The organism is Streptomyces sp. SM1, assembly GCF_002910825.1.
GTDB classification, from domain to species: domain Bacteria; phylum Actinomycetota; class Actinomycetes; order Streptomycetales; family Streptomycetaceae; genus Streptomyces; species Streptomyces okerensis.
This window is the reverse complement of the sequence record NZ_NEUB01000153.1, coordinates 1-7,298: the sequence shown is the minus strand read 5'-3', so window position 1 is coordinate 7,298 and position 7,298 is coordinate 1. Positions and strand designations below refer to the sequence as shown.

Below are 7,298 nucleotides of genomic sequence, written 5' to 3'. Positions count from 1 at the left end.
GGGGCGTCGACCTTGTTCGGGTGATGCAGCTCGACGACCTCGACGGACTCGAAGTAGGGGGCGGCGATCTGCGCGAACTTCATGGTCAGCACGGCGCCGATGGAGAAGTTCGGCGCGATGAGCACGCCCGTCTCCGGGGACTGGTCCAGCAGGCCCCTCAGCTGCGCGAGGCGGTCGTCGGTCCAGCCGGTGGTGCCGACGACGGCGTGGATGCCGTGGCGTACGCAGAAGTCGAGGTTGCCCATGACCGAGGCGGGCGTGGTCAGCTCCACGGCGACCTGGGCGCCCTGCTCGGCGAGGGTCTCCAGCTTGTCGCCCCGGCCGAGGGCGGCCACCAGTTCCATGTCGTCGGCGGCCTCGATGGCCCGTACCGCTTCGGAGCCGATCCGGCCCTTGGCTCCGAGGACCGCCACGCGCAGCTTGCTCATGTTCGTTGCTTCCTTACGGGAGGGGTCAGGCGACGGCGTCGTGCAGCCGGGACGCCTGCTTGTCCTTGAGCGGGCCGATGACCGACAGGGAGGGCCGCCGGCCCAGGACGTCGCGGGCCACCGAGCGGACGTCGTCCGGGGTCACCGAGGCTATCCGGGCCAGCATGTCGTCGACCGACATCTGCTCGCCCCAGCACAGTTCGCTCTTGCCGATACGGTTCATCAGGGCGCCGGTGTCCTCCAGGCCGAGGACGGTGGAGCCCTTCAGCTGGCCGATGGCGCGCTCGATCTCGTCGTCGGGCAGTCCGTGCTCGGCGACCTGGTCGAGTTCGTCGCGGCAGATCTTGAGCACGTCGTGCACCTGCGAGGGCCTGCAGCCCGCGTACACGCCGAACAGTCCGCAGTCGGCGAAGCCGGACGTGTACGAGTACACGCTGTACGCCAGACCGCGCTTCTCGCGGACCTCCTGGAAGAGCCGGGACGACATGCCGCCACCGAGGGCGGTGTTCAGCACGCCGAGGGCCCAGCGCCGCTCGTCGGTGCGGGCCAGACCCGGCATGCCGAGGACGATGTGCGCCTGTTCCGTCTTGCGGCCGATGAGTTCGACCCGGCCGGCGGTGCGCAGGCTGCGCAGGCCACCGCGCGGGGCGATCGGCTCGGCGGCGGCGTTGCCGAGGGCCCCGGCCTTCTCGAAGGCGGCGCGGACCTGGCGTACGACCTTGTTGTGGTCGACGTTGCCGGCGCAGGCGACCACGAGGTGGGCCGGGTCGTAGTGCTTCTTGTAGAAGCGGCGGATGCGGTCGGCGGTGAGGGCGTTGACCGTGTCGACCGTGCCGAGGACCGGGCGGCCGAGGGGGTTGTCGCCGAACATGGTGTGCGCGAACAGGTCGTGCACGCAGTCGCCCGGGTCGTCCTCGGTCATCGCGATCTCTTCGAGGATGGCGCCGCGTTCGACGTCGACGTCCTCCTCGCGGATCACGGAGCCGGTGAGCATGTCGCACACCACGTCGATGGCGAGCGGCAGGTCGGTGTCGAGCACGCGCGCGTAGTAGCACGTGTACTCCTTGGCCGTGAACGCGTTCATCTCGCCGCCGACCGCGTCGAGGGCGGCGGAGATGTCCAGGGCGGACCGGCGTGAGGTGCCCTTGAAGAGCAGGTGCTCCAGGTAGTGGGTGGCGCCGTTGAGAGCCGGGGTCTCGTCGCGGGAGCCCACGTTCGCCCAGATGCCGAAGGTGGCGGAGCGGACCGAGGGCAGGGTCTCGGTGACGATGCGCAGGCCTCCGGGGAGGGTGGTCCTGCGGACCGTGCCGATGCCGTTCTCGCCCTTGATCAGGGTTTGGGTACGGGCGACGGCCCGCGCCTCCGAGGAGGTGCGGGCCGTCGCCTTGGAGCCACGGGACGTCACTTGTCGGCGTCGTCCTTCTTCTCGTCGGACTCTTCGCCCTCGATCACGGGGATCAGGGAGAGCTTGCCGCGGGAGTCGATCTCGGCGATCTCGACCTGGACCTTCTGGCCCACGCCGAGGACGTCCTCGACGTTCTCCACGCGCTTGCCGCCGGCCAGCTTGCGGATCTGCGAGATGTGCAGCAGACCGTCCTTGCCGGGCAGCAGGGAGACGAACGCGCCGAACGTCGTCGTCTTCACGACCGTACCCAGGTAGCGCTCGCCGACCTCGGGCATCGTCGGGTTGGCGATGCCGTTGATCGTGGTGCGGGCGGCCTCGGCGGAGGGGCCGTCGGCGGCACCGATGTAGATGGTGCCGTCGTCCTCGATCGTGATCTCGGCGCCGGTGTCCTCCTGGATCTGGTTGATCATCTTGCCCTTGGGGCCGATGACCTCACCGATCTTGTCGACCGGGATCTTCACGGTGATGATCCGCGGCGCGTTCGGGGACATCTCGTCCGGCGTGTCGATCGCTTCCATCATCACGTCGAGGATGTGGAGGCGGGCGTCACGGGCCTGCTTGAGGGCCGCGGCCAGGACGGAGGCGGGGATGCCGTCCAGCTTGGTGTCGAGCTGGAGGGCGGTCACGAACTCCTTGGTGCCGGCGACCTTGAAGTCCATGTCGCCGAAGGCGTCCTCCGCACCGAGGATGTCGGTGAGGGCGACGTAGTGCGTCTCGCCGTTGATCTCCTGGGAGATCAGGCCCATGGCGATGCCGGCGACCGGGGCCTTGAGCGGCACACCGGCGTTCAGCAGCGACATGGTGGAGGCGCAGACCGAGCCCATGGACGTCGAGCCGTTGGAGCCGAGGGCCTCGGACACCTGGCGGATCGCGTAGGGGAAGTCCTCGCGGGCCGGCAGCACCGGCACGATGGCGCGCTCGGCGAGCGCGCCGTGGCCGATCTCGCGGCGCTTGGGGGAGCCGACTCGGCCGGTCTCGCCGACGGAGTACGGCGGGAAGTTGTAGTTGTGCATGTAGCGCTTGCGGGTCACCGGGGAGAGGGTGTCCAGCTGCTGCTCCATGCGGAGCATGTTGAGGGTGGTGACGCCCAGGATCTGGGTCTCGCCACGCTCGAACAGCGCCGAGCCGTGCACGCGCGGGATGGCCTCGACCTCGGCGGCCAGGGTGCGGATGTCCGTGACACCGCGGCCGTCGATGCGCTTCTTCTCCTTGATGACACGCTCACGGACCAGGGACTTGGTCAGCGAGCGGTACGCGGCGGAGATCTCCTTCTCGCGGCCCTCGAACTCCGGCAGGAGCTTCTCGGCGGCGAGCGCCTTGACGCGGTCGAGCTCGGCCTCGCGCTCCTGCTTGCCGGCGATGGTGAGCGCCTGGCTCAGCTCGGGCTTGACGGCGGCGGTCAGCGCCTCGAGGACGTCGTCCTGGTAGTCCAGGAAGACCGGGAACTCGCCGGTGGGCTTGGCGGCCTTGGCGGCGAGGTCGGCCTGGGCCCGGCAGAGCACCTTGATGAAGGGCTTCGCGGCGTCCAGACCGGAGGCGACGACCTCCTCGGTCGGCGCCTCGGCGCCGCCCTCGACCAGCTTGATGGTCTTCTCGGTGGCCTCGGCCTCGACCATCATGATCGCGACGTCGCCGTCCTCCAGGGTGCGGCCCGCGACGACCATGTCGAAGACGGCGTCCTCGAGCTCGGTGTGCGTCGGGAAGGCCACCCACTGGCCGCGGATCAGCGCGACGCGGACGCCGCCGATCGGGCCGGAGAAGGGCAGACCGGCCAGCTGCGTGGACGCGGAGGCGGCGTTGATCGCCACGACGTCGTACAGGTGGTCGGGGTTGAGCGCCATGATCGTGGCGACGACCTGGATCTCGTTGCGCAGGCCCTTCTTGAAGGACGGGCGCAGCGGGCGGTCGATCAGGCGGCAGGTGAGGATGGCGTCCTCGGAGGGCCGGCCCTCACGGCGGAAGAAGGATCCGGGGATCCGGCCCGCGGCGTACATCCGCTCCTCGACGTCCACCGTGAGGGGGAAGAAGTCGAGCTGGTCCTTGGGCTTCTTGGAGGCGGTGGTGGCCGACAGCACCATGGTGTCGTCGTCCAGATAGGCCACGGCGGAGCCGGCGGCCTGACGGGCCAGACGGCCCGTCTCGAAGCGGATGGTGCGGGTGCCGAAGGAGCCGTTGTCGATGACGGCCTCGGCGTAGTGGGTCTCGTTCTCCACCAGTGTTTTCTCCGTTACTTGTCGTCTTTCGTCCCGCCTCGCCCGTGTGGCGGGGGGACGGTGGCGGAGAAGCGCTCCACTGGTGCGGGCCGGTCTTCGATCGAAGCACCCGGATTCACTCTTCCGGGGGCCACTACCGAGGACCGGCGGCGGCGAGGTGCGCTTCTCCTCGTACGTCGTGACGTCCGATGACGTCGGTAGGTGGTGCCCGTGGGGCCGCATACCCGATGCGGTCCGGGTCATCACCCTGAGTCGTGTCCCGTGCGTTCTGCTACCACAGTACAAAGTCGCGGTGACAGTCCGCACGTACGGCAAAGGGAGCGGCCCCCTTGTCCCAGGGAACCGCTCCCTTCACGGCGTCCTACTTGGCGCCCGCCGCACCGCGGCGGATGCCGAGGCGGTCGACCAGCGCACGGAAGCGCTGGATGTCCTTCTTGGCGAGGTACTGCAGCAGCCGGCGGCGCTGACCGACCAGGATCAGCAGACCACGGCGGGAGTGGTGGTCGTGCTTGTGGGTCTTGAGGTGCTCCGTCAGGTCGGAGATCCGACGGGACAGCAGCGCGACCTGGACCTCGGGGGAGCCGGTGTCGCCCTCCTTGGTACCGAACTCGGAGACGATCTGCTTCTTCACTGCGGCGTCGAGCGACACGCGTACTCCTCATAGTCTGTGAGTGGCCACCGAGTGCCCCCGGTCTGCGTCTCGGGGGGTCTTCCATGACTCGGAAGCCGGGGATCCGCTGGGCGCGGCCTCCAGGGCGGATATTCGCTCCGGGGGTGCGTACACATACGGCCGTCAGCCAGGGTACCAGGCGGCAGCGGGGGCTCCGCTCCGGTCCGCGGAACCGCCCAGGTGAGACGGTGGGCGCCACTAGAGTGGCGCCCGAAATCGTTCGCACGTCGGGAAGGGGTCGCTGCGGCATGGCGGAGACGGCTGAGGAGATCAAGGCACGCAAGGAGCGGGAGAAGGACGAGCTCTACGCCCTCGACATCTCCGGCGTCGAGTGGCACAGCGCGCCGGGTACCGAGGAGCACGAGGAACGGGTCGAGATCGCGTACCTGCCCGGTGGTGCCGTGGCCATGCGGTCCTCCCTGGACCCGGAGACGGTGCTGCGGTACACGGAGGCGGAGTGGCGGGCCTTCGTGCTGGGCGCGCGCGACGGGGAGTTCGATCTGGAGCCGGCGAGCCCCGAGGCGGGCTGAGCGCCGTACGCGTCCGGGAGGGCGGCGCGAGCGTGTGCCGCCCTCCCGGACGCGTACGTCAGCCGGTCATCGACCGCACCGACGCGTACACGTCGAAGACAGCGGGAGCCGGCAGGACCCGGTGTATGCGGCCCCGTAAGGGCGTGAGACCGCCGCGGGACGCCATCGGCCCGGCGGGGGTGGCCGGTGCGGCCGCCACCGCGATGGCGGCGACCGGCCGGACCGTGTGGATGTCGGGGTCGGCGCGGTTCCCCGCCGGCGCGTCACGGACCAGGGCAAGGATCGCGTGCGGGTCCGCACCGACGACCTCCTCGACGGCCACCATCGAGGATCGCCCACGGCCCATGAATGCCTGAGGGCCGGTCAGTCGGTCACCGGTGAGCCACCACGGCGCTCGGGGCGGCCTGAACGGGTGGCGCGGGAAACGGTGTTGCCCGTGGACGTGCCGGGCCCCGGTCCCCTGAGCAGTGCCTCGGTGTCAGCGCCTGTCCGGTGGGTCGCCGACAGAGGCATCGCACCCGCCGGACCGTCTCCGGCCGGCATCACATGGGCAGGGCGATCCGGTAAGTTCCGTGTCGGTCACAGAATTTGACGTGGTATGCCGTTTTCACCCGAGGCGTCGAGAGCGTCACCGCCGGACCGGTCGGGACATGTCGGGCGCGCCCGGTGCACATCGAGCGGTGGACGGGCCTGCCAGGGCGCCGGTACTGATGATTAGGCTGGGACGGGGCGCTGCGTCTGACCCTGCGGGCCAGGTGCCGACGCCCCGGGGGAGCCGATGGCCGGCCGACCGCGGGTCGGACGGCCTCGCCGCAACCTCGAACGGTTTCGGATGACTTCGGCCGGCTTCGGACGACACGACACGGTCGGACCCGCACGGCATGAGGGTACTTGACCACCAACAGGAGGAACTGTGGGCAGCGATCGGGACGGGACGCGCGGGGGCTGGGCGACACCCGGCGATGACCAGCCCGACGCGGAGTCCGCCATCGAGACGACGGGCGAGTTCACCATCGACTACGCGCCGCCGGCCTGGTACACGCAGAACGCTTCGGGGAGTGCGGAGTCGGGGACGTCGTCCTCGTCCTCCGGTGCCGGTGACTCTCCCGGTTCCGCCGACTCCGCCGCGCCACCCGCATTCGGGTCCGCGCCCGCTCCGCCTCCTCCCGCCAGGGGCCCGGTTCCGCCGTTGCCCGGGCTGACTCCGCCGCCGCACGCGGTGGGGGCGTCGGACCCGGCGCACGTTCCGGGACCTGTGCCGGGGGCGCCCTTCACCCCGCCCGCGCCGTTCGCCCCGCCCGCGCCACCTTCCGGGCCGCCGGTGGCCGTGCCGCGACTTCCGGCGGGCAGCGGGTTCGAGCCGCAGCGCCCGCAGGCTGAAGCTGAGGTTGAGGACGGGGGCGGGGGCGGGGCACCGCACACCGATCCGGGTGCGGACCCCGGTGCGGCCGCGCCGGAGGCCGGAGCGGGTCAGTCCCAGGAGAGCGACAACGGCGATCTGGAGAGCGGTGCCACCATCCGGTTCTCCGCCGGCGCGTTGAAGCGGGAGATCGCGGAGCGCGAGGCGGACGCCGAGGCACGTGGCGATGCGGACCCGACGGCTGAGGCCGAGCCGACCGCTGAGGCCGAGGCCGAGGCGGGGGTCGCGGCCGCGGCCGAAGGCCCGGCCGATACCGCGGTGGACGCCGAGGCGTCGGCCGCCGCGGAGGCTGAGACGCCGGCGGAGTCCGCCGAGGGCGGGTCCGGCGACGCCGAGGGCGCCGCGGACGTCCTGGAGGTGGACTCGGCGGACGCGGAGGCCGACGAGGGGACTTCCGGCACGTCCGACGAGGGTGAGGCCGGTGGAGTCACCGACTCCGAAGAGGCCGTCGTACCGGTGGACGTGGAAGCCGGGGAACCTGTGTCCCCGGTGACCGACGAGGCTGAGCGTGCCGCAGCCGCGGAGCCGGAAGCCGAGCCCGAGGACGCGGTGCCCTCGACGGACGTACCGGCGGTCGGTGAACCCGAGGACGCCGAGCCGGTCGCGCACGACGCCGTGCCCGCAGACGGGGC

Annotated in this window: 7 protein-coding genes; 2 read left to right on the top strand and 5 right to left on the bottom strand. The window is 70.9% G+C overall.

Annotated elements, in window-relative coordinates; genetic code table 11:
* The 4 genes from B9S61_RS03395 to rpsO all read right to left on the bottom strand — a co-directional run.
* Window positions 1–428: 4-hydroxy-tetrahydrodipicolinate reductase (locus B9S61_RS03395; protein ID WP_374936177.1), on the bottom strand; the 428-nt coding region annotated here is incomplete at its 3' end.
* Window positions 429–453: 25 nt separating this feature from the next.
* Complete coding sequence (locus B9S61_RS03390; RefSeq protein WP_103540849.1) at window positions 454–1,833, bottom strand: pitrilysin family protein; 1,380 nt, start codon at window positions 1,831–1,833, stop codon at window positions 454–456.
* Entirely contained in the window at window positions 1,830–4,046 is a 2,217-nt protein-coding gene (locus B9S61_RS03385; RefSeq protein WP_103540848.1) for a polyribonucleotide nucleotidyltransferase, read from the bottom strand. Before B9S61_RS03385 ends, B9S61_RS03390 begins: the two co-directional genes overlap by 4 nt.
* Before the next feature lie 361 nt (window positions 4,047–4,407).
* The gene (gene rpsO, locus B9S61_RS03380; protein ID WP_103540847.1) at window positions 4,408–4,695 is read right to left on the bottom strand and encodes a 30S ribosomal protein S15; all 288 of its coding nucleotides are present in this window, start codon (window positions 4,693–4,695) and stop codon (window positions 4,408–4,410) included.
* A gap of 269 nt (window positions 4,696–4,964) precedes the next feature.
* Between rpsO and B9S61_RS03375 the strand changes: the two genes are divergently transcribed.
* Entirely contained in the window at window positions 4,965–5,246 is a 282-nt protein-coding gene (locus tag B9S61_RS03375) for a DUF397 domain-containing protein (RefSeq protein WP_103540846.1), read from the top strand.
* A 58-nt stretch (window positions 5,247–5,304) separates the two neighbouring features.
* On the opposite strand, the gene B9S61_RS03370 is transcribed toward B9S61_RS03375, so the two are convergent.
* Window positions 5,305–5,592, bottom strand: coding sequence for a hypothetical protein (locus B9S61_RS03370; protein ID WP_146064693.1), 288 nt, complete (start codon window positions 5,590–5,592; stop codon window positions 5,305–5,307).
* Between the two features lie 567 nt (window positions 5,593–6,159).
* On the opposite strand from B9S61_RS03370, the gene B9S61_RS40605 reads away from it, so the two are divergent.
* Window positions 6,160–7,298, top strand: a 1,139-nt coding sequence (locus B9S61_RS40605) for an SCO5717 family growth-regulating ATPase (RefSeq protein WP_258039529.1), incomplete at its 3' end; no start/stop codon positions are given.